22 protein-coding genes and 3 tRNA genes are annotated in these 23,790 nt (G+C 39.9%); 11 read left to right on the top strand and 14 right to left on the bottom strand.

Translation table 11 applies throughout. From position 1 onward, the window contains the following. The first annotated feature begins 28 nt into the window (after nt 1-28). Nucleotides 29-598: a hypothetical protein gene (locus tag PSF67_RS00295; RefSeq protein ID WP_166264453.1), complete on the top strand. Its 570-nt coding sequence runs from the start codon at nt 29-31 to the stop codon at nt 596-598. 104 nt (nt 599-702) lie between these two features. Here the strand turns inward: PSF67_RS00295 and argA are convergent, their stop codons facing one another. Further along, nucleotides 703-2,046, bottom strand: a complete 1,344-nt coding sequence (gene argA / locus PSF67_RS00290) for an amino-acid N-acetyltransferase (RefSeq protein ID WP_102139954.1) — start codon at nt 2,044-2,046, stop codon at nt 703-705. 362 nt (nt 2,047-2,408) lie between these two features. Here argA and amiC point away from each other — a divergent pair, with 362 nt between their 5' ends. Further along, complete coding sequence (gene amiC, locus PSF67_RS00285; RefSeq protein ID WP_102139953.1) at nt 2,409-3,659, top strand: N-acetylmuramoyl-L-alanine amidase AmiC; 1,251 nt, start codon at nt 2,409-2,411, stop codon at nt 3,657-3,659. Nucleotides 3,660-3,794: 135 nt separating this feature from the next. On the opposite strand, the gene PSF67_RS00280 is transcribed toward amiC, so the two are convergent. The 3 genes from PSF67_RS00280 to PSF67_RS00270 form a co-directional block, all read right to left on the bottom strand. Then, nucleotides 3,795-3,871 (bottom strand) — tRNA-Met (locus PSF67_RS00280). An 18-nt stretch (nt 3,872-3,889) separates the two neighbouring features. Continuing rightward, a tRNA-Met gene (locus PSF67_RS00275) sits at nt 3,890-3,966 on the bottom strand. 61 nt (nt 3,967-4,027) lie between these two features. Next, nucleotides 4,028-4,104: transfer RNA gene (locus PSF67_RS00270), tRNA-Met, on the bottom strand. Between the two features lie 232 nt (nt 4,105-4,336). Here PSF67_RS00270 and mltA point away from each other — a divergent pair. Then, nucleotides 4,337-5,458, top strand: a complete 1,122-nt coding sequence (gene mltA, locus PSF67_RS00265) for a murein transglycosylase A (RefSeq protein ID WP_195697666.1) — start codon at nt 4,337-4,339, stop codon at nt 5,456-5,458. Nucleotides 5,459-5,488: 30 nt separating this feature from the next. Further along, entirely contained in the window at nt 5,489-6,304 is an 816-nt protein-coding gene (gene tcdA / locus PSF67_RS00260) for a tRNA cyclic N6-threonylcarbamoyladenosine(37) synthase TcdA (RefSeq protein ID WP_210848166.1), read from the top strand. Nucleotides 6,305-6,345: 41 nt separating this feature from the next. Here tcdA and csdE read toward each other — a convergent pair whose 3' ends face one another. Continuing rightward, entirely contained in the window at nt 6,346-6,804 is a 459-nt protein-coding gene (csdE, locus tag PSF67_RS00255) for a cysteine desulfurase sulfur acceptor subunit CsdE (RefSeq protein ID WP_206275836.1), read from the bottom strand. Nucleotides 6,805-6,822: 18 nt separating this feature from the next. Next, the gene (gene csdA / locus PSF67_RS00250) at nt 6,823-8,028 is read right to left on the bottom strand and encodes a cysteine desulfurase CsdA (RefSeq protein ID WP_272676320.1); all 1,206 of its coding nucleotides are present in this window, start codon (nt 8,026-8,028) and stop codon (nt 6,823-6,825) included. 699 nt (nt 8,029-8,727) lie between these two features. Here csdA and PSF67_RS00245 point away from each other — a divergent pair. From PSF67_RS00245 to rlmM, 3 genes are read left to right on the top strand one after another with little or no spacing between them, the layout of a single operon-like run. Further along, the gene (locus PSF67_RS00245) at nt 8,728-9,669 is read left to right on the top strand and encodes a transcriptional regulator GcvA (RefSeq protein ID WP_102139949.1); all 942 of its coding nucleotides are present in this window, start codon (nt 8,728-8,730) and stop codon (nt 9,667-9,669) included. A 27-nt stretch (nt 9,670-9,696) separates the two neighbouring features. Then, nucleotides 9,697-10,092, top strand: coding sequence for a DUF423 domain-containing protein (locus tag PSF67_RS00240; RefSeq protein WP_004908716.1), 396 nt, complete (start codon nt 9,697-9,699; stop codon nt 10,090-10,092). Then, nucleotides 10,085-11,188 (top strand): 23S rRNA (cytidine(2498)-2'-O)-methyltransferase RlmM, encoded by a 1,104-nt coding sequence (rlmM, locus tag PSF67_RS00235; protein WP_102139948.1) that lies wholly within the window; start codon nt 10,085-10,087, stop codon nt 11,186-11,188. The genes PSF67_RS00240 and rlmM overlap by 8 nt, the downstream gene beginning before the upstream one ends. 56 nt (nt 11,189-11,244) lie before the next feature. Here rlmM and xni read toward each other — a convergent pair whose 3' ends face one another. The 3 genes from xni to queF all read right to left on the bottom strand — a co-directional run bounded on the left by xni (nt 11,245) and on the right by queF (nt 14,315). After that, nucleotides 11,245-12,000: a flap endonuclease Xni gene (xni, locus tag PSF67_RS00230; protein ID WP_102139947.1), complete on the bottom strand. Its 756-nt coding sequence runs from the start codon at nt 11,998-12,000 to the stop codon at nt 11,245-11,247. 17 nt (nt 12,001-12,017) lie between these two features. Further along, entirely contained in the window at nt 12,018-13,385 is a 1,368-nt protein-coding gene (ppnN, locus tag PSF67_RS00225; RefSeq protein WP_102139946.1) for a nucleotide 5'-monophosphate nucleosidase PpnN, read from the bottom strand. Nucleotides 13,386-13,469: 84 nt separating this feature from the next. Next, complete coding sequence (gene queF, locus PSF67_RS00220; protein WP_102139945.1) at nt 13,470-14,315, bottom strand: NADPH-dependent 7-cyano-7-deazaguanine reductase QueF; 846 nt, start codon at nt 14,313-14,315, stop codon at nt 13,470-13,472. A gap of 146 nt (nt 14,316-14,461) precedes the next feature. On the opposite strand from queF, the gene syd reads away from it, so the two are divergent. Next, nucleotides 14,462-15,022, top strand: coding sequence for a SecY-interacting protein (gene syd, locus PSF67_RS00215; RefSeq protein ID WP_102139944.1), 561 nt, complete (start codon nt 14,462-14,464; stop codon nt 15,020-15,022). A 477-nt stretch (nt 15,023-15,499) separates the two neighbouring features. Here syd and PSF67_RS00210 read toward each other — a convergent pair whose 3' ends face one another. After that, nucleotides 15,500-16,396: a DUF535 family protein gene (locus tag PSF67_RS00210; RefSeq protein WP_210848164.1), complete on the bottom strand. Its 897-nt coding sequence runs from the start codon at nt 16,394-16,396 to the stop codon at nt 15,500-15,502. Nucleotides 16,397-16,648: 252 nt separating this feature from the next. Between PSF67_RS00210 and PSF67_RS00205 the strand changes: the two genes are divergently transcribed. The 3 genes from PSF67_RS00205 to PSF67_RS00195 are packed head-to-tail and all read left to right on the top strand — an operon-like array spanning nt 16,649 to nt 18,224. Continuing rightward, nucleotides 16,649-16,984 (top strand): YqcC family protein, encoded by a 336-nt coding sequence (locus PSF67_RS00205; protein ID WP_102139942.1) that lies wholly within the window; start codon nt 16,649-16,651, stop codon nt 16,982-16,984. 7 nt (nt 16,985-16,991) lie between these two features. After that, the gene (gene truC / locus PSF67_RS00200; RefSeq protein WP_195697661.1) at nt 16,992-17,750 is read left to right on the top strand and encodes a tRNA pseudouridine(65) synthase TruC; all 759 of its coding nucleotides are present in this window, start codon (nt 16,992-16,994) and stop codon (nt 17,748-17,750) included. A 21-nt stretch (nt 17,751-17,771) separates the two neighbouring features. Continuing rightward, nucleotides 17,772-18,224, top strand: a complete 453-nt coding sequence (locus PSF67_RS00195) for a flavodoxin (protein WP_102139941.1) — start codon at nt 17,772-17,774, stop codon at nt 18,222-18,224. Between the two features lie 83 nt (nt 18,225-18,307). Here PSF67_RS00195 and PSF67_RS00190 read toward each other — a convergent pair whose 3' ends face one another. The 4 genes from PSF67_RS00190 to map all read right to left on the bottom strand — a co-directional run bounded on the left by PSF67_RS00190 (nt 18,308) and on the right by map (nt 23,540). Continuing rightward, on the bottom strand, nt 18,308-18,688 hold the full coding sequence (locus PSF67_RS00190; protein ID WP_004908747.1) for a DUF3461 family protein: 381 nt from the start codon (nt 18,686-18,688) through the stop codon (nt 18,308-18,310). Nucleotides 18,689-19,106: 418 nt separating this feature from the next. Further along, a complete protein-coding gene (dapD, locus tag PSF67_RS00185) occupies nt 19,107-19,934 on the bottom strand; it encodes a 2,3,4,5-tetrahydropyridine-2,6-dicarboxylate N-succinyltransferase (RefSeq protein WP_102139940.1) in 828 nt (275 codons plus the stop codon). A gap of 62 nt (nt 19,935-19,996) precedes the next feature. Then, entirely contained in the window at nt 19,997-22,633 is a 2,637-nt protein-coding gene (gene glnD / locus PSF67_RS00180) for a bifunctional uridylyltransferase/uridylyl-removing protein GlnD (protein WP_272676317.1), read from the bottom strand. Between the two features lie 109 nt (nt 22,634-22,742). Beyond that, nucleotides 22,743-23,540 (bottom strand): type I methionyl aminopeptidase, encoded by a 798-nt coding sequence (map, locus tag PSF67_RS00175; RefSeq protein WP_166264459.1) that lies wholly within the window; start codon nt 23,538-23,540, stop codon nt 22,743-22,745. Nucleotides 23,541-23,790: the final 250 nt, after the last annotated feature.

Here is a 23,790-nt window from a genome sequence, read left to right as displayed (position 1 = left end):
TAATTCACCCTAAAGTAAAGGTAATGAGATGGATAACCAGCAAGAAATGACGGCAATTACAGTAACATTAAATGCAAGGCTTGAGCCTATTAGGCGTGGTGACTTAGAAGATGCATTTAATGAAGTCATGAAAAGCATGGATAAAAATATTCATGTCACAGGTGGTGGGACATTATTAGGTGATAATGGTGAAGCGCAGGAATGTGATATAGAAATAGCACTTGAAGAGGCGAGTGACGAAAATATCAGTTTAATTATTCAACTTTTTTCTTCAATGTTAGCTCCAAAAGGCTCTCGTTTATTTATTCATGGGGAAGATGTTCGAATCGATTTTGGTTCAGATGAAGGTATGGCTATTTATTTCAACGGGACAGAACTCGCGGATGACGTTTATGAAAACGGGGATATCAGTGAAGTGTTCGATATTCTAGATGATGCTGTGGAAGATATTGGGAGCATTCATGGCGTTTGGGATGGCCCGACAGAAACCGCATTCTATTTTTATGGTACATCTTTCGCTGAGATGAAAGCGGCAATCCAACCACATTTAGATTCCATTCCTTTGTGTGAGAAAGCTAGAGTTATTCAGATAGCTTAACGGCTATTCCGTAGTTTTAAAGCTACGACCCAAACTATGCATCCTTGTATAGTTTGGGGCTAAAGTCAGTGACGAAACAGTAATTATGCTGAAGACTCTAATATTCACTTATCAGCTTGGTTTTTTAGGTCTAAAATCAATATTTTAGAGCGACGCTGGTAGTTATATAAAGCCTGCTTTTTCATTGGTAACATCTCAATCTCCGCGGGGGTAAAACCACGCTCTTGAAACCAATGGATACTACGAGTTGTCAGGACAAATAGTTTATCTAAACCAAATTGTTTTGCTTGTACAGCAACACGGTGCAGTAACTCCTCTCCTCTAGATGAACTTCGGTAATCAGGATGAACAGCGACACAAGCCATTTCACCTAGTTTTTCTTCTGGGTAAGGGTAAAGCGCTGCACAAGCGATGACTAAGTTATCACGTTCAATAATGGTAAATTTATCAATTTCCATTTCTAATTGCTCACGTGAACGTCTAACTAAAATCCCTTGTTGCTCTAATGGGCGAATAAGCTCTAATATTCCACCAATATCATTAATGTTTGCACGGCGGATTTGTTCCGCACTTTCCATGACGATTTGGGTACCAATACCATCACGAGAGAATAACTCTTGAATTAACGAGCCATTTTCTTGGTAGCTCAATAGGTGGCTACGGCGGACGCCTCGGCGGCAAGCTTTTGCGGCTCCGCGTAAAAAGCGCACAGTTCCTGAATAGTAATCACCTTCAGATTCAAGTTCTTGAATGCGGTTTTCTGCTTCATTTGGGAATAATTCAGACAAAATATTGCCTTCTTTGTCTGCTACACCTTGTGAGGAGCAAAAACCGATCAGTTTTTCCGCTTTCATTTTTACTGCTAATTGAGTGGCAATTTCTTCAGAGGTCAGATTAAAACTTTCCCCTGTGACTGAGACGGCAACCGGCCCAATTAGTACAATAGAACCATTATCTAATTGATTATTAATGGCTTCTTCATTAATACGACGGATCCTTCCACTGTGGCAATAATCAATACCATCGTCAACGCCCAGAGGTTGGGCAATAACGAAATTGCCACTAACCACATTAATGTGTGCGCCTTGAAGCGGGGTATTACCTAAGCTCATAGATAACCGAGCCGTGATATCTAATTGTAAAGCGCCAGAAGCTTGCTTTACATATTCAAGAGTATTCGCATCGGTGACGCGAGTATGTTTATGATAAACCGCATCATATTTATGCTCTGCTAAAATGTCCTCAATTTGAGGCCTAGCGCCATAAACGACAACAATTCGGATGCCTAAACTATGCAATAATCCTATGTCATTGACAATGCTAGGAAAATTTTCATGCGCAATCGCTTCACCACCAAGCATAATAATAAATGTTTTGCCGCGGTGGGCGTTTATATAAGGAACCGAATGGCGAAACTCATCAACCAACTCGGTGCTGCGCTCTTTCATAACAACCCTCTTAATTGAATTTTTATTCGTTAATAATGTATTTTTATTCTTTTTGTCGGTAAATATCAAGTAAAAGATGGGATAAAAAAAGTAACATTTTTATTTTTTACATTTACATATCTCTAAATTTAACTCGATATACTCTATGAAAACTAAATTGCATAAAATTGACACAGAAAGTCACTCACAAATATTTTCTCTCAGTATGATTAGGTTATACTCATGTCTGTAACTCTATAGATGCTTTGATATATTCTTAATGACAGAGTGCAAATGATTAGTTAGAGTGCGTATTTCAAGGCTAACTATTAGCATTTATCCTAAAATCACTTTATTTCTCAGTTCTAGGTTCGGAATTATTGATGAGTCACCAAGATCACAACCCATCGAAGCGTCGTTTTATTCAAGGCGCAGCAGCAGTTATGTTACTGAGCATTAGCCCATTCGGTTTTTCTGCAAGTAGCAGCGTGGTGGCTGTGCGCATTTGGCCAGCATCGAGCTATACACGAGTTACATTGGAATCTAGTACTCCATTGAAGTACCGTCAGTTTGTGCTTAATAACCCTGAGCGTATTGTGGTCGATCTTGAAGGGGTGCAGTTAAATAATGTATTGAAGGATATGGGAACTCAAATTCAAACACGTGATCCCTACCTTAAACTAGTTAGAGTTGGGCAATTTGATCCGAAAACGGTTCGCTTGGTATTTGAAGTTAAAAATAAAGTCAGTCCTCAATTCTTCTCGATGGCCCCTGTTGCGGAATTTAAGCATCGCTTAGTTCTTGATTTTTATCCAGGTAAAGGCGTTGACACCAATGATGATCCTCTATTGGCATTACTTGAGGATTATAATAAAGGTGATCTTGAGGAGAGCATGCCTGCTCAAGCGAAGAAACCAGGTAAAGCAGGGACGGATCGCCCAATTATTATTATGATCGACCCAGGACATGGTGGCGAAGACCCCGGTGCGATCGGCAAATATAAAACGCGCGAAAAAGATGTGGTTTTACAGATCGCACGTCGGCTAAAAGCACTGATAGATAAAGATCCTAAAATGCGCTCCTATATGACACGCAATGAAGATGTCTTTATTCCATTAAAAGTCCGAGTGGCGAAAGCGCGTAAAATGCAGGCAGATTTATTCGTTTCAATTCATGCGGATGCATTTACTAATCGTTCAGCCCGAGGCTCTTCTGTTTTTGCACTATCGACGAAAGGCGCGACCAGTAATACGGCTCGTTACCTTGCACAAACACAAAACGAAGCGGACTTAGTGGGCGGAGTGAGTAAAAGTGGTGATGTGTATCTTGACCATACGATGTTTGATCTCGTGCAAACTGCGACAATTAATGACAGCTTGAAATTCGGTGATGAAGTACTAAAACGGATGGGGAAAGTTAACAAACTGCATAAAAACAGAGTTGACCAAGCCGGTTTCGCGGTACTTAAAGCACCTGAGATCCCATCGATTCTAGTCGAAACCGCTTTTATTAGTAATTTGGAAGAAGAGAAGAAATTAAAAACAGCAAAATTCCAACAGCAAATGGCAGAATCCATTTTTGAAGGAGTAAAAGCTTATTTCCGTAACGGTGGTGCATTAGCGATCCGCAACTAGTTAATTTAAAAAGATTAAGAAAGGTGATAAACGTATGTGGATCGCCTTTTTTATTTTTCAGTTATGATTAAAAATAGAATTTTTATAGTGATATTAAAAAGGTGATGGGGGACCAGAAAGGGTACTCAAAAGAATTGGTTGCGGGGGCTGGATTTGAACCAACGACCTTCGGGTTATGAGCCCGACGAGCTACCATGCTGCTCCACCCCGCGACTGAAGAGGTAAAAAATTGGTTGCGGGAGCTGGATTTGAACCAACGACCTTCGGGTTATGAGCCCGACGAGCTACCATGCTGCTCCATCCCGCGACTGAATTTTTACGACTTTATACTGCAGATTTTTTGTTACTTTACTGATTTAATCAGTAATTGGTTGCGGGGGCTGGATTTGAACCAACGACCTTCGGGTTATGAGCCCGACGAGCTACCATGCTGCTCCACCCCGCGTCCGATGCGGGCACTATACTCGGGATGAGATCTGATGCAAGTTTTTTCGTGTTTTTTTTTCAAAATTTAGCATTTACAGAACAAAATTTGTTCTGTCTGGCTGTTTTTTACACTTTGATGAGTTGGTGAAGGAAAATAACCACTCTAAATATATTTACACGTTTCATTCCCTAATTGGGTTTGCTATTGTGCGCTTCATATTGGATTGTTGGATTTATCTGGGTGGTAGAGCATGAATATAGGGCTAACAAAAATCGTCAATAAACAAACAGTAAAAAAGTGGTTAGTAACCAGTGTATTTCTTTCCTTATTAGCTGGGTGCCAAACCCATCCAACGGATAAAGGCCAACAATATAAAGATGGTCGCTTAGTTCAAGATTTACAGAAAGTAAATCAAGTGAATGTACAGGGACGACCAATCAATGCGCCAGATTTTAATCAGCAGGTTAATGAAATCAAAAATGCATCACCACGGTTGTTTAAAAATAACAATGATGCTTACCATGCCATAGAAAACTGGTTGATGGCGGGAGGAGATCCGGCTCAATTGGCAAATTTCAATTTAACGGCTTTCCAAATGGAAGGTGCCGATAATTATGGAAACGTGCAATTTACAGGATATTACACACCTGTGATTGAGGCCCGTCGTATGGCACAAGGTGAATTTCGTTATCCGTTATACGGTATGCCCCCAAAAGGAAAGAAGCGTTTACCTAGCCGAGCCGCGATTTATAACGGTGCCCTGAGTGATAATTTAATTTTAGCTTATAGTAATTCACCCGTTGAAAATTTTATGATGGAAGTTCAGGGAAGTGGCTATGTTGATTTTGGGGATGGTAGCCCTTTGAATTTCTTTGGTTATGCAGGTAAAAATGGCCATGCGTACAAAAGTATCGGAAAAGTGCTGGTAGACCGCGGTGAGGTTCCTCTTAGCCAAATGTCATTACAAGCTATCCATGATTGGACGGACCAGCATAGCGAGCAAGAAGTTCGCCAGCTTTTAGAAGAAAACCCGTCATTTGTCTTTTTTAAACCGCAATCATTTGTCCCTGTTAGAGGCGCAAGTGCGGTTCCTTTAATTGCTAAGGCATCCGTTGCATCAGATAAAACCCTCATTCCACCGGGTACAGCTTTGCTCGCAGAAATCCCTGTATTAGATAATAACGGGAAATTTACGGGGCAGTATGAAATGCGTATGATGATAGCCTTGGATGTCGGTGGTGCAATTAAAGGGCATCATTTTGATATTTACCACGGTATAGGTCATGACGCTGGGAAAATGGCCGGTTTTTATAACCATTATGGGCGAGTTTGGGTGCTGAAAAAAAGCCAGCCGCTATTTGGTTCACTGTAGTCACAGATTTAACTGAGGTTGTTCGTTATTATGCAAGCTAAGCTTTCTGATGCTTGGACGCAGCGTTTTGCTGGGATCGGGCGTTTATATGGGCAACATGCTCTTCATCTTTTTGCACGTTCTCACGTTTGTGTCATTGGGGTTGGTGGGGTTGGTGTATGGGCTGCGGAGGCGCTTGCTCGTTCAGGTATTGGGTTCATCACATTGATTGATATGGATGATATCTGTGTGACTAATACTAATCGTCAATTACATGCCATCAAGTCGACGGTTGGGCAACCAAAAGTTGAGGTGATGAAAAATCGTATTTTAGAAATTAACCCTGAGTGTGTAGTGAATGTTATTGATGACTTTATTACTGTCGATAATGTCGCTCACTACCTTAGTACGGGGTTTGATTATGTTATTGATGCTATTGATAGTGTGAGGCCTAAAGCAGCGTTACTAGCGTATTGTAGGCGCTTTAAAATACCTATTATCACCATAGGGGGCGCTGGTGGGCAAATCGACCCAACAAAAATTCAAGTGGCAGACTTGGCTAAGACTATCCAAGACCCATTAGCGGCTAAGTTGCGAGAACGCTTAAAATCTGATTTTAACGTCATTAAAAACGGGAAAGGAAAGCTTGGGATTGACTGTGTTTTTTCTACCGAGCAACTTGTTTATCCACAAAGCGATGGCACGGTATGTGCGGCAAAAAGTACTGCGGATGGTTCTAAGCGTATGGACTGCGCTTCAGGCTTTGGCGCAGTTACTATGGTTACAGCGAGTTTTGGGTTTGTTGCCGTTTCACATGCACTTAAAAAAATGATAGCAAAGTCACAACGAGAAATGGAAAATCTGTAAAGCGAATGAGGCTATTGCGATAGATAGCCTCATTTAATGAATTACGCAGGTGTCATTTCATTGGCAATATTTTGAATTGCAGTAATGAGTGATTGAATACCATTTTGGCGAGACTCGCTGAGTTGCGAAGGTAAGCCGGTTTGAGCTAATAAGTGGTCAAAATCAATTTCCATGATCTCTTTTGCTGTTTTTTGCTCTACCGCGGCTAATAAAATAGCAAATAACCCTTTTACTACCCGGCCTTCACTATCCCCATAAAAATGAAATGTTTCATTATCATTGAGCCGTGCTCCGATCCAAACTCGGTTTTCACAGCCTTTAACTTCTTGAGTTTGCAGTTTTTCATCATCAGACAATACAGGCAGCTTTCTCGCAAATTGAATTAATAAACGATATTTATCTTCCCATGCTTTATGTGTGGAAAACTGTTCAACTATTTCTTGAATTTTAATCTCTGTACCGAATGGGTGCGGAGCAAGTTCATGGTTAGTCGAAGTCATTAGGCTTCCTTTATTGATTTATTCATTGAGTATAGAAAGTGAAACGGTGACTGCGTCAATAAATTTATCGACATCTTGCAGGTTGTTGTAAGGCATCATTGAGACGCGCAAGCAGCCACTTACATTTAATGCATCCATTAATGGTTGGGTGCAGTGTTGACCATAGCGTAGTGCAATATTTTGCTCGGTCAAGAGGGCTCCCAGATCACTATGATGAACATCTTTGAAGTTAAATGATAGCAAAGGAGAATGAGGCACACTATAGCTAATAAAGCCGGGAAGTGCCGATAGTTTTTTAGCTGCATATTCGGTTAATGAGCAAGTATATGTTTCTGCTAGTGTTAAATTTATCTCTTCCAGCCACTCTAGAACAGCTGAAAAGGCAATTACACCAGCAATATTCGGTGTTCCTGCTTCGAATCGTTGGGGAATAGGAGCAAGCGTAAAATTATCAAATGTGACGTGAGTCAACATCTTACCGCCACCATGCCAAGGGGTCATTTGCTCTAAAAGTTCTGTTTTGGCATAGCAAACCCCAAGCCCTGTGGGTCCATATAACTTATGTGCTGAAAATACATAGAAATCGACATTCAGCTCACTGACATTAATAGGGCTATGAACGACACCTTGTGCGCCATCAACAACGACGAGAGCTCCTACTTGGTGAGCAAGTTGAGTTACTGTCTGTATATCTGGTTGATACCCAGTTACATTGGACATTTGTGTGATAGCGATAACTTTCGTTTTTTCAGATAATTTAGATTTGAGTACATCAAGGCTTAACGTCAGGTTTTTTTCAACTGGCCATTTTATAATTTTGGCACCTGTTTGTTGCGAAAGCATAATCCATGGTAATAAATTTGAATGATGTTCTATTTCACTAACAATAATTTCATCGTCAGGTTGTAATGTTGAGCGAAAATAACCTTGTGCAATTAAATTAATTGATTCTGTTGTCCCGCGTGTCCAAATAATATTTTTTTCATTTGAAGCATGAATATATTTTGCGGCACGAATTCGCCCCTGCTCATAATCACGTGTTAATTTTAGTGATTCAGGTGACTGACCTCGGTATACGGAACTGCCTGACAAGCGATAATAGTCATTTGATGCATTGATCATGGCAATAGGCTTCAGTGCCGTGGCCGCACTATCAAAAAATAGTGTTGGCGAGTCTATCGCTGGGAAGGCGAGGCGAAATGTGGTAGCGCTAAAATGATCCATGAGTATTTTCTTTTTAGTCAAAATTTCAATGTGTTTTGATTTTACTGAGTGCTGTATTAGTTGATTGTACATTTATTAGTACATTTATAGTTATTTTCTGATTAATTTAAACTTATCATTTTTCAATCTAATCATTGAAATATTCTGTTACGTTTGGTATTAATTGTTAGCAATTCTTCCAGATGTGGTTTCAAGATGATTCAGTGTTTTGCATTGCAATGCAACGCCTTTTGTTTATAAATTTATTTTTTTAAGTACTTAGTGAATAATTTTCAAGATTTATCTTAAATATCTTACTGAAAGTTTTTTCGGTACACTTGTATTTATCTATAGATATTTGTATTTATTAAGTTAAATTGCTTAAGTAAATACCGAAATAGCATTAAAAAAAGAGTAAAAAAAAGCACCGCGCGTTGGCGGTGCACTATATAAAATCACTATGGACAGACAGGGTAAATGTACAGGAAGTGAAAAAACAGTAGCTAAAGCTACAAAGGTCTGGTTCAACCAGACAACTTGCAAACACAACATCACAACCACAAAGCCAAAAGTTTCAAAGTAACTAAACTCTGTAACTTTTCGTTCCGGCTTAGGAAGTGTGCATACTATAGGTATTTACTAGCGTATCCTCAAGGGACAAATTATAATGCTTCGGATGAAAAAAACTAATGCATAACAAGATGCCAAGTAGAAGTGATTATGTCTAAAAGATTACCGCCCCTAAATGCACTGAGAGTCTTTGACGCTGCAGCTCGTCATTTAAGTTTTACTAAGGCAGCAGAAGAATTATTTGTTACTCAAGCGGCCGTTAGCCACCAGATGAAAAGTTTGGAGGATTTCCTTGGGTTGAAATTATTTCGTCGGCGCAATCGCTCATTGTTGTTGACAGAAGAAGGACAAAGTTATTACCTTGATATTAAAGAAATTTTTTCTTCTTTGAATGAGGCGACGCGTAAGTTACAAGCAAGAAGCGCGAAGGGGGCATTAACAGTGAGTTTATCCCCAAGCTTTGCAATTCAATGGCTGGTACCAAGGCTTTCAGGCTTCAATCAAGCCTATCCAGGCATTGATGTGCGGATCCAGGCTGTAGATAGAGAAGAAGATAAATTGGCTGATGACGTTGATGTCGCTATTTTCTACGGTAAAGGTAATTGGCCTGGATTAAGAACAGATAGGCTTTATGCTGAATATTTAATGCCTGTGTGTTCGCCATCTTTATTAACTGGGGATAGCCAACTAAAAGTTCCTGAAGATCTAGCAAAACATACGTTACTTCACGATTCTTCACGAAGAGACTGGCAGGCATATGTTAAGCAACTAGAGTTACAAAATGTAGTCAATGTACAGCAAGGTCCCATTTTTAGTCATAGTGCTATGGTTATTCAAGCTGCTGTTCATGGTCAGGGGGTTGCATTAACGAATAATGTGATGGCCAAAAATGAAATTGACGCTGGGCGCTTAGTTTGCCCTTTTAGTGAGGTGTTAGTTAGTAAAAACGCATTCTACCTAGTTTGCCAAGAAAATCAGGCAGATTTAGGCAAAATAGCTGCATTTCGCCAATGGATCCTTGGGCAGGCAGCAAGTGAACAAGAGAAATTAGGCTTTATTACGGGTGACCAAGATGTGGCGCTTATTCAGTAATCAAGTATTTAAATAAAAGGTGTTACTGTGAATAGTCGTTTGATGTTAATTTTTGCTGGAATTAGTGGCTTCTTTACTGTTGCTTTTGGGGCTATTGGTTCACATGCGTTATCGTCAATTATGAGTGTCCATCAAATGGACTGGATTGAAATAGGACTGCGTTATCAAATGTTGCATACTGTAGCACTGATGGTGCTCGGGGCAATTTTATTACGTAAAATTATCCTATGGTTCTATTGGTCAGGTGTGTTTTTCTCTGTTGGGATACTTCTTTTTAGCGGTAGCCTTTATTGTATGGCACTATTGCAGGTAAAATACTTCTCTTATTTTACGCCAATAGGTGGTGTATGTTTCCTAATTGGTTGGCTGTTAGTGGTTATTGGCGCTATGCGTCTAAGGAAATCGGCGTCACGCAATGAGTAATAAAATTGCACTATATTGCCGTCCAGGCTTTGAAAAAGAATGTGCAGCAGAGATTACAGATAAAGCAGGGCAAAAAGAGATTTATGGTTTTGCTCGCGTAAAAGAAAACAGTGGTTATGTTATTTTTGAGTGCTATCAAGCAGAAGATGCAGACACACTCGCACGGACGTTGCCTTTTCGAGAATTAATTTTTGCTCGTCAAATGATTGTAATAGGGGATTTACTTAAGGACTTACCGCCTGAAGACCGTATTACTCCGATTGTAAATGCATTGAGTCAGCAAGTTGCGCGGGCAGGTGATATCCGTGTTGAAGTTGCTGATACCAACGAGTCGAAAGAGCTGCTGAAATTTTGCCGCAAGTTTACGGTACCTTTACGTAATGCATTACGTAAAGAAAAAATCTTATTGCCACTCGAAAACTTTAAGCGGCCTGTTATTCATGTATTTTTTATAGCCCCAGGTTGTTGTTATACCGGGTATTCATATACTAATAATAGTTCGAACTTCTATATGGGGATCCCAAGATTAAAATTCCCATCGGATGCTCCGAGTCGTTCAACCTTAAAACTTGAGGAAGCTTTCCATGTCTTCATTCCTTATGAAGAGTGGGAAGAGCGTCTAGCGAGCGGGATGAAAGCAGTCGACCTTGGTGCATGTCCAGGTGGATGGACTTATCAATTGGTAAAACGCAGTATGATGGTGGATGCTGTAGATAACGGCCCAATGGCAGAAAGCCTTATGGATACAGGGCAAGTTAAGCATCACCGTGAAGATGGGTTTAAATTTAAGCCTACTTCCCACAACATTACGTGGTTAGTCTGTGATATGGTTGAAAAACCCGCTAAAGTTGCTGCGTTAATGACGGATTGGCTTGCACAAGGTTGGTGCCGAGAAGCCATTTTCAACTTAAAATTGCCGATGAAAAAGCGCTATGAAGAAGTTTCACATATCTTAGAAAAGATGAAAACACAGCTCAAAGAGCAAGGCATTAATGTGTTGATTCAAGCGAAGCAGCTTTATCATGACCGTGAAGAAGTGACTGTGCACGTGATGAGGATATGGTCGGCAAATCCAATGGCACGCGAGTATTATTAATCCATAAAATCAGTCAATGAGAAGGCCACTAATTAATAAAGTGGCCTTTTTTTATATTAGTTGGTTATATAACGCAGCTGATTCAAATTTCCTTGTAGCGCGATATCGGTTCTTAAAGTCGCGATATCTCGACAAATCAATGCAATTTCCTGTTGATTGATGAGTTTTTTCTGCCACTTATCTTCAAGTTTATCTAAATTAGCAAATATATTTTCAATAGAATGGTATTGCTGCAATAGGGTTGTAGCACTTTTGGGGCCAATACCTGCAACCCCAGGAACCTTACTGCTACTGATCCCTGCGAGTCCCCAATAATCAGGAAGTTGCTCAGGAGAAACACCAAATTCCTTTTCGATAAAAGGGATATCAAGCCAGCGCTTTTGAAAATAGTCGCGAATTCTTAAGTTAGGGGAAAGTAGTTGGCAATAACCTTTATCTGTGGATACGATGGTAACCGTGTGCCCTGAGCCCGCAATGCGTGTTGCTAAGGTTGCGGCTAAGTCATCAGCTTCATCCCCTTCAGACTGCCAGCAGTGAATTCCTTTTTCTTTAAATAAAGCGATTAATGCAGGGAGTTCGGCATGCAAATCTTCAGGCATCGGTTGCCGGCCAGCTTTATAATCAGGCAGTTTTTCATGACGCCAGCTTTGATGACGACCTTCTTCATCAAACACTGCAACAATGTGTGTGGCGTCTGTATGGGTGATCAACTGTGCTATTGCAGATAAACAAGTTTCTCCACACGGGCTTCCTTGCACCGCGTGGATCCGGCGTATTAAGTTTAATGCATCAATAATTAATAAATGGATCATAAATACGCCATCATTATTTATTTCACGATTTCATAGCAAGGTTCGTATGCTGTACCACCAGGTAATTTCATACGATGTTGTTCAACGAAGCCTTGTAATAACACATCCATACGCTTCATTAGCTCACTATCACCGTGAATTTTGAATGGGCCATGTTTTTCGATGGCTTTCATACCAACTTCTTTCACGTTACCAGCGACAATACCTGAGAAAGCACGACGTAAATCTGAAGCTAATTTTTCAGGCGCTTGTCCTGGGTGTAGGTTCAGTGATGCCATATTCTCATGGGTTGGTTCGAATGGATGCTGTAAATCGTGAGCAATTTTGATCGACCAGTTGAAGCTATAGGCATCACCAGTGCTACGGCGATTTTCTTTAACTTGTGGCATGCTACGTTTCATCACACGAGCAACTTCTGGTGCATCATCAATAATAATTTGGTAGTGCTTACTGGCTTCATCACCTAAAGTGTGACGAATAAAATCGTCTAATACTTCAAAGTATTCTGCACTTTCTTTTGGACCCGTTAAAATTAATGGCAGAACTTGTTCACTGTTAGCCGGATCCATCAAAATGCCAAGTAAATAAAGCAACTCTTCAGCAGTACCGACACCACCTGGGAAGATTATAATCCCATGACCTAATCGAACGAATGCCTCTAAACGTTTTTCGATATCAGGCATAATGATGAGCTCGTTCACTAATGGATTTGGTGGCTCAGCCGCAATAATTGAAGGTTCAGTTAAGCCAATAAAACGGCTATTTTTGTATTGTTGTTGGGCGTGGCCAACAGCGGCACCTTTCATTGGTGCTTCCATAGCTCCAGGACCACAGCCTGTACAGATATTGAGTTCACGTAAGCCAAGTTCGTTACCGACCTTACGACCATATAGGTATTCAATTTCATTAATTGAGTGGCCGCCCCAGCAAACAATCATACTTGGGTCTTCATCAATATGCAGTGCGCGAGCATTACGTAAGATGGAGAAAATCATATTAGTGATGTGTGTGCCATTTTCGAGGTCTAGATTGAATCGCTCTTTGGCATGCGTAATTTGCGCATGTACGAATAAAATGTCACGTAATACAGCAAACAGGTTTGCTTGTAAGGTGCGGATGATTTTGCCATCAACGAAGGCTTTTTCTGGTGGCTCGATAAGTTCAAGCTTAACGCCACGCTCACGGCGTAATACATTGATATCAAAATCTTTACTTTTTTCTAAAAGCTCTTTACTGCTATCGGTTAAGCTGCCTGAATGCAAAACGGCTAAAGAGCAATTCCTAAATAATTGGTACAAATCGCTACTGGCCGTGCGTTTTAGCATGTCAACTTCAAGTTGAGAGAGTAGATCCATAGATCCTAATGGACTGATATGAGTAATCAAGTAGTACTCCTTTACCCAATGGGTTCTTGATATGTGATTGTACTGTAAATGTATTAATTACATTTATTTTTCAACTGTATACATTTATTGCCGTGATAAACGACCTAATTCAGGCTTAAATTCTTCATTACTACGCCATGGGTTTATATCAAGCCCTCCACGGCGAGTATAGCGTGCGTAAACACTTAATTTTTCAGGTTTACACAATTGCATAATATCAGTGAAAATGCGTTCAACGCATTGTTCATGAAATTCATTATGATGGCGAAATGAAACTAAATAACGTAATAAGGCTTCGCGATCAATTTTGGGCCCACGATAGTGGATCTGCACAGAGCCCCAGTCAGGTTGATTGGTAATTAAGCAGTTTGATTTTAATAAATGGCTCACTAACGTTTCGTCGACAACCTGTTGCTGAGTACAATTCGCCAAATAGTCTCGATTAAACTCATAATTATCAATATCAATTTCTTGCTCATCAATACATTCGCCAAGTAATGGCTGGATAGGTTGATGAGAAAAATGGGCTAATTTATGAAGTGTAACGCTTACTTGGCCATTAGCACAGTGGCTTAAATCATTTTGCAAAGCGCTTCGCACATTTTCCCAAGTTTCAAAACGTGTTTGGTTAAAACTGTTTAGATAAAGCTTAAAACTTTTTGATTCAATTAAATTTTCGCTATTAGCATCAACACTAACCGAACCTATTGCTACCTGAGGAACCCCACGCTGATTTAGCCATGAAAGCTCATACATTGTCCAAATATCGGCACCGTGAAACGGAAGTGCTTTAGCGTGAATAGCTAAAGGGTCACGATTTAAACTACGAGGGACGGCTTGCAATAATGTGGCATCATACTGGTCATGGTAAGCCGTTTTCTTCCCAAGTGTTAAATTATTAAGTGCGGGATTATTTTGGTAGTGTGACATAGGGGTCCTTATACTTCATAAACTTAAAATGAGGCTAACAGGTAAAAATTGGGATATTTTCTTCATTTGCAAACTTCTGTCATAATACCATTTATCTACCACATTGACGCCTTTCTCTTTAAATAGGCTACAGAAAACACATAACTATGAATACATCACACTCTGTCGCACTACAAAATTTTACGCAGAAATATATTTCGCAATGGCACCAACAAACGGGTTTGCCTCCTGCTTCAACAGACTTATATGGTGTTCCATCTCCATGTATTGTCCGTACAGGTGAAAACTGGGTTTATTGGGAACCTCAGCCATTTCCAATAAAGGATGCGAGCTTAGACAAAGTCGCGGCAGCATTGGAGATAAATTTGCAAGGTGATATCCATGCTTTTTATACGACACAGCTTGCTGGTGATATGAAAGCCACATTTCGTGATATTACGCTGAGTTTAGTGCAGGTATGGAATGAAGATGACTTCATCCGTTTGCAAGAAAATTTAATTGGTCATTTAGTTACTCAGAAGCGTTTAAAGCTATCACCCACGCTGTTTATTGCGACTTTAGAATCAGAGATTGAAATGATTTCAATGTGTAATCTCACGGGAGAAATTATATTAGAAAAATTTGGTAGTCAGCAAAGGCGTGTACTTTCTTCGAATTTAACAAATTTTCTCGATGAACTCGTGGTTGTCATTGAACCTCAGGGGTAAGTGTTTTTAAGTGGGTTTGTGTAAGTAAATGCCTACAATTGAGCTAAGTCATTTCTTAAAAAATGTTCTTTATATTGTAATGATAATTATTTAACTTTTAATTTCATGGCGTTACTATCTGGTTTGTGATTTGTATGTGTTTTCACTATGTTATTGTTTATTTTGCTAGGTTGTTTCATTAATACATTTAATGCATTCTTATCTCGCTGGACAGGGTAAACTCGTTTAGCTTTTTATACCTTACTGCTTAGTGTAAGGTGTGAAAATTGTTTAAAACAAGGCGATGGAACGCGACTAGGTGACGGATCTATAAATTTGTTTTAATCAACAGGATGTTGAGTGACGGGAAGTCATTTGCAGGATGCGTAAATTTTAAAGTATGAGCCAGTCAGCTTCGGTTGACTGGCTTTTTTAGTTATGCGTTTATTGCAGTAGAGTGGTGAAAAAAGTATCAAAGATACTTTAATTGATTAAAAATCAATGCTCTGCTTTAATCGAATTTTCGGTTAACGAGGCAATAATATCTTGGGTCATGGTATCGCGAAGTGCTTCTCGGCGGCGAAATTCAGCACGACGCTGGCTTTTCACTGACTCTATATCTCGTACAGGTTCTTGAATAGGTAATTGGAACCAACCATCAGGTGTTTTCGTCGCACTACATTCTTGCCAAAACGTATCGTAGCTTGATTTCAAATGCTGGCTCTTAATATGGCACTGGTTTGAAATCCCTAATATTGATTTTACCTGAAAGAAGGTTGCTACTGCATAAACCGCGGACATTAATAGGTTTTTGGGCCTCATTCCGTGCATTTGCTTAGTTATCAACCTAACTTGGTCGACACTTTGTTCAGTGGAAGGGCCTTGCAAAGAGCACACGTACAATTGTCCTTCAGGGCCAAAGGAAAAACTCATTAAATAAATATCGTCACCCGTTTCATTTCTCAAGTGTAAAGTGAGGTCACCTTCCCGAGGATATTGAGAATAAATCAACGTTAACTGAGCAAATTCCCCTGATTTTAATTCAATGTTTGCCACAAGAAGCCCTTCGCGCTTTGTACAGAACATTGTCTCAATAGCTTCGGGTGTAAATGTGTTTTCAATTAAATTGAGCGTATAGCTGGCAGTTAATAATTTTTGTTTTCCATTCCAGCTTTTATGTAGGTACTTATTGATTGGGCGCTCAATGAAGTGAGGAACGCCTTCAATAACTGAAGAAAACTGAGCGCTACGGTAGTTTTGACACATAAATTGATACTGCTGATATTGTGACGAAGGTAGCTTTGAAATGCGTATTTTTCTTTTTAATTCAAAATACTTAGAGTTTAAGGCTTTCCAAACTTTACTTTCCTTGCGCCACTGTTTTAGTCGTCCCATAAATAAACCATTTTGTTGTTAATTATTTTGTAAGTTCTAAATTGATAAAACATTTAATTTTACATGTGTTATCTGCAACGAAATATAAACAAATCTTATTAAGTGAGTTGTCAGATTAATGGTGGTGATAATAACTATAGATAAGAAAAATGAATAAACTTGTATTTACTCATTTTTAACCCCATTTATTCGACAGAATTGTGATAGAAAATACCGTATATTTGCCATTGTCATCACTAAATGAGTTTAAGTATGAATATTGAACAACGTATCATTGAGAAACTTCGTCACTTAGAAGAGGAAATGAAATTAAAATCTCTTTGGGGGGAACAACCGCCTTTGCCAGATGCTTTTAACAGTGTAGAGCCTTTTTGTATAGACACGATGGAGGCGATAGAGTGGTTACAGTGGATTTTGATCCCCCGCCTGCAAATGTTAATTGAGCAAGGCGCTACGCTGCCAACTAATTTTGCGGTTGCTCCTTATTTTGAAGAAGCTTATAAACATGATGAAGAAGAACAATACACGCTAATTATTAATTATTTGCGTGAATTAGATGGATTTTTCTCAACGAAGACCCGTGGGTAATTTATTGATGTTGGAAATTATTTATCACGACGAGTATATGGTCGCAGTGAATAAGCCCGCAGGGATGCTAGTGCATCGCAGTTGGCTAGACAGTAAAGAAACCGTCTTTGTGATGCAAACATTACGGGACCAAATTGGCCAGTATGTTTATCCCATTCATCGTCTCGATAGGCCAACATCAGGTATATTGCTTTTTGCATTATCGAGTGAGGTTGCAAGGCTGTTATCGGCTCAATTTGAAAACCATCAGTTAGAAAAAGTGTATCACGCTGTTGTTCGTGGTTATTTAACCGAAGAGCAAACCATCGATTATCCGCTATTAGAAGAGTTAGATAAAATTGCGGATAAACATGCATCACGTGAGCCTGTTTTGCAGGAGTGTGTTACCCACTGTAAACCGATAGCGACAGTTGAATGTCCCATTGGTATTGGGCGGTATGAAACATCAAGATTTAGTTTAGTTGAATTAAAACCTGAAACTGGCCGTAAACATCAATTGAGAAGGCATATGTCTCACCTTCGTCACCCTATTATTGGTGATAGCAAGCATGGAGACTTACGCCAAAATAGAGGTGTGAATACGCATTTTTCAGTGTCTCGCCTGATGCTACATGCCAGCTTATTAAATTTAAACCACCCAATAACAAAAGAAAATATATCGTTGGTTGCCACATGGGATACACAATGGTTGTCATTAATTGAGCAATTTGGATGGTCAGGCAGAGTTGAAAAACTAGGGATAAACGTTATTAACTCATCAAGTTAACGATAAAATAGAGGGAAAGTTATGTCAAAAATAGGCATTTTTGTTGGAACTGTCTACGGTAACTCTTTAGCTGTTGCAGAAACAGCACAAGAAATTTTAGAGCAGCAAGGGCATGAAGTGGTTGTTTTTGATGAGCCCACCTTGAACGATTGGCAACTTTATAATTCAGGTAATGAAATTGCACTTATTGTTACCTCATCGACAGGGCAAGGGGATTTACCGGACACCATCGCTCCGTTATATAGTGAAATCAAAGATGTTGTCGGTTATCAACCTGATTTACGTTATGGCCTAATTGCTTTAGGTGATAGCAGTTATGAAAGTTTTTGTGGGGCTGGTATTCGTTTTGATGAGCTGTTATCTGAACAATCAGCGACCCGTATTGGTGATATTTTATTTATTGATGCAATTGAGGTGGATGTTCCAGAGGAGTTTGCTAAGCCTTGGGTTGAAGCGTGGGCGGGGCTGCTCTAAATGTCTGCACCGTAGTATTACCTATATTAATGATAAATATTGGCAGTGCTACGGCGCAGTAAATTAATCATTTCACCTGTAAATTATTTACGGGTCAATTTTTCTAGATCCGCTTCAATTTCTGCGATCTTATTTGAAACCACGTGTTCAAGATGGCGTAAGTCATCAAGAATTTTGTGTTTTAAATCAATATCAGTTTGATCTGTTTGGCAAATTTGGTCTAGTTCTTCGATGGCATAACGCAGGTTAGTGTTAATTTCATTAATTTCTTTGAAATTATTATTACCGTCAGCAATAGTTTTACGCTGGCGTGGATATTTGAATTTTACACTTTTAGCAAAAAACTCACCTTTATCTTTGCGAAAATAAATTTTTAAAATGTCATTATTCGCTTCTTGGCGCAAGGTGTAGCGGTCGATGTCTTGAGGGTTACTGATGCCTAAACTTTTCAAATTATCGTACATGTTAGCTCGCTTTACTGTAGAGACAGAGTCGGTGAACAAAGTGATAGTGTGAGCAGGCCGTAACAATATCGGTCTATTTCTCGTTAATAAGTTATCTATCCCATTCGTTTGGGTGATAGATAGAATGATGTTATTACACAAACAGCATCATTATAATGAAAAATAAAATAATACAGTTTTATTAGAGGTAAACGGCAAAAGCCACGGACATATTATGCGCGATTTGTAGAAATTGACAAACTTCTCTTTGCAATTAATGCGCTAATATTAAAAGGTAACACTGATATGGCCACCCGAGTTGCATACGGGGGTATGCGATTCGGGATAGCTTTGGTTTTTTAACCTAATTACAGTGGCTCACTATAAAGCTTATTATAAAAACCAGTAATAGGTTTGGCATGAAGTTTTAAACGTTTAATTACTCATCAATCGTTCTTAATAATTCATTAATGCCTACTTTACCGCGGGTTTTCTCATCGACTTTCTTGACAATGACGGCGCAATACAGGCTATAACGACCATCTTTTGATGGCAAATTACCTGAAACAACCACGGAACCTGCAGGGACTCGGCCGTAATGAATTTCACCTGTTTCACGGTCATAGATTTTGGTGCTTTGTCCTAAATAAACACCCATTGAAATGACGGAGCCTTCTTCAACAATCACCCCTTCGACCACTTCAGAACGAGCTCCAATAAAGCAATTGTCTTCAATAATCGTTGGGTTGGCTTGTAATGGCTCTAGTACACCACCGATCCCTACGCCACCAGATAAATGCACGTTTTTACCAATCTGGGCACAGGAGCCAACGGTTGCCCATGTATCTACCATTGTGCCTTCATCGACGTAAGCACCAATATTGACATATGACGGCATTAATACGCTATTTTTAGCGATATAAGCACCTTTACGAACCGCGGCAGGAGGAACAACTCGGAAACCTTCTTTCTCGAAGCGAGCTTGGTCATAATCTGCGAATTTCATTGGGACTTTATCGAAATAACGGCTTTCTGCACCGTCAATGACTTGGTTATCTTGAATGCGAAATGATAACAAAACTGCTTTTTTCAGCCATTGATGGGTAACCCAAACACCGGCAATTTTTTCAGCGACACGCAATTTTCCGCTGTCGAGTAATGCAATGGTATCTAACACGGCTTGTTTTACCGAACTTGATACGGTATTTGGTGTGATATTAGCTCGTTCTTCGAACGCTTGTTCAATGATCGCTTGTAAATGCTGCATTGATTGTATTTTCCTCTTGAATGATATAAAAGTGAACGTTCACCATGAAAATGTGATGAACGCTATATTTTATCCTTCGATTTTAGGGCTTCTGTCAACCTTTCTGATAACTCTTGTTGCATATTTTTAGTCAACGCTTTGTGTTCCTTATCAGCTAAAACAAAGAAATCTTCCACTTTTTCGCCAATTGTGGTGATGCGTGCGCCATACAGAGAAATTTCCATTTGAGCAAAAATATGACCGATGCGAGCCAATAAACCTGGTTGATCCAAGGCAAATAGCTCCATATAAGTGCGACGTTCGTTAGTGGAATGTAGGAAATTAACTTTTGTTGGCACAGTAAAGTGACGTAACTTTGACGGCAGAGTACGTGGCTTAGGCAGTGAAATTTCAGGTTGCTGAACGGCTAATAACAACATTTTTCGGATATGGTCGTATCTGTCTTTGGATAGAGGGCTACCGTTAGGTTCCAGTACGACGAAGGTATCCATGGCCATATTGTCTTTGTTGGTGAAAATTTGAGCACTGTGAATGCTTAAATTTCTGCGATCCAATTCGCCAGCGACAGCTGCAAATAAATGGGGTTTATCATGGCACCAAATAAAAATTTCTGTTCCGCCATGTTTAGGCTGCGTGCTAATTAACACTAAAGGCTGGCTTAAGTTATGGGCTAGTAAGTGCTTAGCATGCCATGCTAATTGGGATGGGGTATGACGTAAAAAATAATCCGCATGGCAGCGAGACCATAAGCTTTGCAGTTTCTCTTCATCAATTGATGATTGGCGCAGTAATGATAAAGCTTGATAACGGTGATGACGAATGCGTTCGCGTAAGTCAGGGGTACTTTGCATGCCTTGATTTAATTGGTGTTCTGTTGATAAAAATAGCTCACGAATTAAACTTTGTTTCCAGCTATTCCACAGCGTGCTATTTGTGGCACAAATATCCGCAACCGTTAAACACATCAAGTAGTTAAGCCGTGAAACAGTTTTAACTTCTCCTGCAAATTGCTTGATAATATCAGGGTCTTGAATGTCACGTCGTTGAGCTGTCACTGACATTAATAAGTGATTTTTTACCAACCAGGAAGCTAATTCAGCTTCTTTGACAGAAAAATCATGCAGTAAGGCGAAATCATAAACAAACTCAGAGCCGAGATCAGAGTGATCCCCTGAGCGGCCTTTAGCAATATCGTGGAAAATCGCAGCTAATCGTAAAAGTTCGGGTTGTAATAATTTGGGGTAAACACTGACACACAGTGGATGGTCACGACGATTTTCTTCTAATGTAAAGCTATCAATTTTTTGCAGCACGCGAATAGTGTGTTCATCAACGGTATATGCATGAAATAGGTCGAATTGCATTTGCCCGACGATATTGCCCCATAGCGGTGTGTAGGCACTTAATACACTATGAAGGTGCATGGGAACAAAAGCCCCTTTGATTGCTCTGGGGTGGCGTAGAATTTTGATAAATAGTTTTCGGGCTTCAGGGATTTCGCATAATGGCACCGAAAGGTTACGCCGTGCATAACGAAGCTGACGCAATGTGGTGGAATAGATCCCTGTAATATTTGGATATCTAGCCATTTGATAAAACATTTTTAAAATAGCAGCTGGCTGCTTAATAAATAACTCTTCATCAATGACATCAATCAATGACCCGCGTAATTGGAATAATGAATCAATAGGGCGAGGTTTTTCGTTAGGATTAAGTGTCAAAATGGCCTCATCAAATAGCTGTAATAGCATTTGATTGAGTTCCCTCACTCGACGAGTGACGCGATAGAAATCTTTCATCATCCGTTCAACGGGTTGGTTCTTTTCGCCTTCATAACCTAGTAACCGAGCTACGCTAAATTGGCGGTCAAATAGCAGGCGATTATCATGGCGTTTCACCACTAAATGGAGTGCAAAGCGAATTTTCCATAAAAACATTAAGCACTCTTTGAGTTCTTGGCGCTCTTCTTCAGTGAGAAAGCCAAAACCCACCATTTCATCGACGGTGGTTGCACCAAAATGGCGCCGGCCGACCCACAGTAAGGTATGGATATCTCGCAATCCTCCAGGGCTACTTTTAATATCGGGCTCTAAATTGTAGCTGGTACTATGGTAGCGTTGATGACGTTCTTGTTGTTCTTCAATTTTTGCAGCAAAAAAGAGGGCAGAGGGCCAAAAGTCATCGCTAAAAATGGTTTTTTGTAATTGTAAAAACAGGGTGACATCACCACAAATTAACCGTGATTCAATGAGGTTAGTTGCGGTGGTTAGGTCGGCATTTCCAGCTTCAATACATTCAGCAAGCGAACGGACACTGTGGCCGATATCAAACCGTAAATCCCACAATAGCGTGATAAATTGCCCAATTTCGCTGGCGATGCGTTCTGGAAGGGGGGTTTTACTTAAGACTAAAATATCGATGTCAGAAAGTGGATGCAGTTCATGGCGACCATAACCCCCAACGGCGATCAATGACATATCGGGTTGCTTATCAAATTTAAAAGATTGCCATAATCTTGTCAGCAATTCGTCAAGGTAATCACTACGTAAGTGAATAAGGTCGGCAACATTTTTACCTTGGTTGAAAGCCTCTTCCAACCACTGATCGAAATCATCGACATGTTGTCTTAATGAATTCAACTCAAGGTCATGAGTACTAAATTGATTCGGAGATAGGTAGGAAGCTGAATTTACAGTCATCTTTATCTTTCCGTATTGATAGCAATAGGGGAATAGCTACCAGCTTACGGTTTTTTGATAAAAATGAACAGAGGTAGAGCCTTCGATTAAGAAGGCTCTAAGGAGAAGATTATTCGTTGACTAATACGGCAGAGATAAATGGTTCTTCTTCTTTACGTAGAGTGAGGATTTCACAGCCGTTATCCGTTACGACTAATGTGTGCTCATATTGTGCTGACCAACCGCGGTCTTTGGTTTTAACTGTCCAGCCATCTTTCATGGTACGAATGCGGTGATCACCTGTGTTGACCATTGGCTCAATGGTAAAAGTCATCCCTTTTTGCAGGACTACGCCACTGTCATCAGCGTCATAGTGCAGAACTTGTGGCTCTTCATGGAAACCTTGTCCAATGCCGTGGCCGCAATATTCACGTACAACCGAGAAATCTTGTTTTTCGACAAATTCTTGAATAGCTTTGCCCAGAGTACGTAAGCGAATACCCGGTTTAACCATACGGATTGCTAGATACAAGCTGTCTAAAGTGACTTGGCAAAGGCGTTCACCTTGAATCGTCGGTTTACCTACGATAAACATTTTGGAGGTATCGCCATGGAAACCCTCTTTAATGACGGTGACATCAATATTGACAATATCGCCATCTTTTAAAATCTTATCGTCGCTAGGAATGCCGTGGCAGATAACATCATTGACAGAAATACAAACAGATTTAGGAAAACCGTGGTAATCCAAGCATGCAGGGATAGCTTTCTGCACATCAACAATGTGTTGATGACATAGGCGGTCTAATTCACCTGTACTAACACCCGGCACAACGTGCGGTGCAATCATTTCTAATACTTCAGCTGCTAAGCGACCAGCAACGCGCATTTTCTGAATATCTTCTTCAGTTTTGATAATAATAGCCATGAGTCCAGTCCATTCATGCCATTAGTGCTTAATGACATGCTAAATAAGAGGGTTTGAAAATGGAGGTTGAATACCATTTTTTACATCGATAAGACGTATGGTAACAGCCACCGCATTTTCTGCCAACTAGCTAACGATAGATTCGAAAGTTGAAGTTGTTTGTAGGATAGGTGATGAGAGGGGATTGGCTTGTTCATTTTGAGCCTTGCGTAGCACAAAATGCAAATAACTAACCGCAAGAGAGATATAA

This window comes from Providencia sp. PROV076 (genome assembly GCF_028483405.1).
Lineage (GTDB): Bacteria > Pseudomonadota > Gammaproteobacteria > Enterobacterales > Enterobacteriaceae > Providencia > Providencia huaxiensis.
Note: the sequence above shows the minus strand (reverse complement) of the source record. Positions and strands in the feature narration are given on the sequence as shown.

Excerpts from the sequence above, each read along its gene's own strand:
- PSF67_RS00295 (WP_166264453.1), top strand. The coding sequence starts at position 29 with ATGGATAACCAGCAAGAAATGACGGCAATTACAGTAACATTAAATGCA.
- argA (WP_102139954.1), bottom strand. The coding sequence starts at position 2,046 with ATGAAAGAGCGCAGCACCGAGTTGGTTGATGAGTTTCGCCATTCGGTT.
- amiC (WP_102139953.1), top strand. The coding sequence starts at position 2,409 with ATGAGTCACCAAGATCACAACCCATCGAAGCGTCGTTTTATTCAAGGC.
- mltA (WP_195697666.1), top strand. The coding sequence starts at position 4,337 with ATGAATATAGGGCTAACAAAAATCGTCAATAAACAAACAGTAAAAAAG.
- tcdA (WP_210848166.1), top strand. The coding sequence starts at position 5,489 with ATGCAAGCTAAGCTTTCTGATGCTTGGACGCAGCGTTTTGCTGGGATC.
- csdE (WP_206275836.1), bottom strand. The coding sequence starts at position 6,804 with ATGACTTCGACTAACCATGAACTTGCTCCGCACCCATTCGGTACAGAG.
- csdA (WP_272676320.1), bottom strand. The coding sequence starts at position 8,028 with ATGGATCATTTTAGCGCTACCACATTTCGCCTCGCCTTCCCAGCGATA.
- PSF67_RS00245 (WP_102139949.1), top strand. The coding sequence starts at position 8,728 with ATGTCTAAAAGATTACCGCCCCTAAATGCACTGAGAGTCTTTGACGCT.
- rlmM (WP_102139948.1), top strand. The coding sequence starts at position 10,085 with ATGAGTAATAAAATTGCACTATATTGCCGTCCAGGCTTTGAAAAAGAA.
- xni (WP_102139947.1), bottom strand. The coding sequence starts at position 12,000 with ATGATCCATTTATTAATTATTGATGCATTAAACTTAATACGCCGGATC.
- queF (WP_102139945.1), bottom strand. The coding sequence starts at position 14,315 with ATGTCACACTACCAAAATAATCCCGCACTTAATAATTTAACACTTGGG.
- syd (WP_102139944.1), top strand. The coding sequence starts at position 14,462 with ATGAATACATCACACTCTGTCGCACTACAAAATTTTACGCAGAAATAT.
- PSF67_RS00210 (WP_210848164.1), bottom strand. The coding sequence starts at position 16,396 with ATGGGACGACTAAAACAGTGGCGCAAGGAAAGTAAAGTTTGGAAAGCC.
- PSF67_RS00205 (WP_102139942.1), top strand. The coding sequence starts at position 16,649 with ATGAATATTGAACAACGTATCATTGAGAAACTTCGTCACTTAGAAGAG.
- truC (WP_195697661.1), top strand. The coding sequence starts at position 16,992 with ATGTTGGAAATTATTTATCACGACGAGTATATGGTCGCAGTGAATAAG.
- PSF67_RS00195 (WP_102139941.1), top strand. The coding sequence starts at position 17,772 with ATGTCAAAAATAGGCATTTTTGTTGGAACTGTCTACGGTAACTCTTTA.
- PSF67_RS00190 (WP_004908747.1), bottom strand. The coding sequence starts at position 18,688 with ATGTACGATAATTTGAAAAGTTTAGGCATCAGTAACCCTCAAGACATC.
- dapD (WP_102139940.1), bottom strand. The coding sequence starts at position 19,934 with ATGCAGCATTTACAAGCGATCATTGAACAAGCGTTCGAAGAACGAGCT.
- glnD (WP_272676317.1), bottom strand. The coding sequence starts at position 22,633 with ATGACTGTAAATTCAGCTTCCTACCTATCTCCGAATCAATTTAGTACT.
- map (WP_166264459.1), bottom strand. The coding sequence starts at position 23,540 with ATGGCTATTATTATCAAAACTGAAGAAGATATTCAGAAAATGCGCGTT.